Source organism: Chryseobacterium contaminans (genome assembly GCF_001684955.1).
GTDB lineage: Bacteria > Bacteroidota > Bacteroidia > Flavobacteriales > Weeksellaceae > Chryseobacterium > Chryseobacterium contaminans.
Genome location: NZ_MAYF01000207.1, coordinates 1 through 1380 on the forward strand (window position 1 = coordinate 1; position 1380 = coordinate 1380).

1 protein-coding gene is annotated in these 1380 nt (G+C 37.9%); it reads left to right on the forward strand.

Annotation, left to right across the window (positions count from 1 at the left end; all coding sequences use genetic code 11):
* The coding region (locus tag BBH99_RS11735) for an alanine--tRNA ligase-related protein (RefSeq protein WP_228390795.1) at positions 1-1380 on the forward strand (1380 nt) is incomplete at both ends.

Below are 1380 nucleotides of genomic sequence, written 5' to 3' on the forward strand. Positions count from 1 at the left end.
TGAAAGTATTACCAAGCGAAGAGGTTTTTGAATTGTATGATACCTATGGTTTCCCTGATGATTTAACAAGAATTATTGCTGAGGAAAAAGGATTAACGATTGATGAGAAAGGATTCGAGGCTGAAATGGAGAAGCAAAAACTTCGTTCAAAAGCAGATTCTGCTCAGAAAGTTTATGACTGGGTTACTTTAGAAGAAAAGCCTGAAACATTTGTTGGATATGACCAGATTGAATCTGAAACCTATATCACAAGATACAGAAAGGTAGAAAATAAAGACGGGGAATTTTACCAGGTGGTACTAAGCAGCTCTCCTTTCTACCCTGAAGGTGGTGGACAGGTTGGAGATAAAGGTGTTCTTGAAAACGCTACAGAAAGTTTCGAAGTATTGGAAACTAAAAAGGAGAATGGTCTTATCATTTCTTTAATTAATGGTCTTCCAAAAGATGCCGGTGCCGTTTTCTATGCTAAAGTAAATGCTGCTGACAGAAAGAACTCTCAGGCCAACCACTCTGTAACTCACCTTTTACATGAAGCTTTAAGAGATGTTCTGGGAACTCACGTGGAACAAAAAGGTTCTTATGTAGGTCCGGATTATCTGCGTTTCGACTTCTCTCACTTTAATAAAATGACTGAAGAAGAAATTGCTTTAATTGAAGAAAAGGTAAACCAGAAGATCAAAGAAAGCATTGCATTACAGGAATTCAGAAGCATTCCGATTAAGGAAGCTTTGGAAAAAGGGGCAATGGCTTTATTTGGTGAGAAATATGGTGATAATGTGAGAATGATTCAGTTTGGAAGCTCTAAGGAACTTTGCGGAGGAACTCACGTTAAAAACACCAGCGAAATTGGTCATTTTAAAATTACTTCTGAAGGTTCTGCAGCTGCAGGGATCAGAAGAATTGAAGCCATTTCAGGAGATAAATCTGAAGAATACTTCAAGAATCTTGAAAAACAGATCATTGAACTTTCCCAATTGCTGAAATCTAAAGATGTGGTAAGATCCATCGAGAAATTAATCGAGGAAAATGCTTCATTAAAATCTGAAGTAGATGCTCTTAAAAAAGAAAAAGCAAAAGGAGAAATCAGTGACTGGAAGAATGCTTACGAACAGAAAGGCAACAAACAGTTATTAGTGAAAAAGACTTCTCTGGATGCTGGTTCTGTTAAAGATATTGTATTCCAATTGAAGAGAGAGATCCCAACTTCGGTAACGATCATTCTTTCTGATGCGGATGGTAAACCAATGATTACTGTAGGAGTTTCTGATGATCTGGCAGCAGATTACCAGGCAGGAGCTATCGTAAAAGATCTTGCTAAAGAAATCCAAGGTGGTGGTGGTGGAAATCCTGGTTTTGCTACTGCTGGTGGTAAAAACCTTG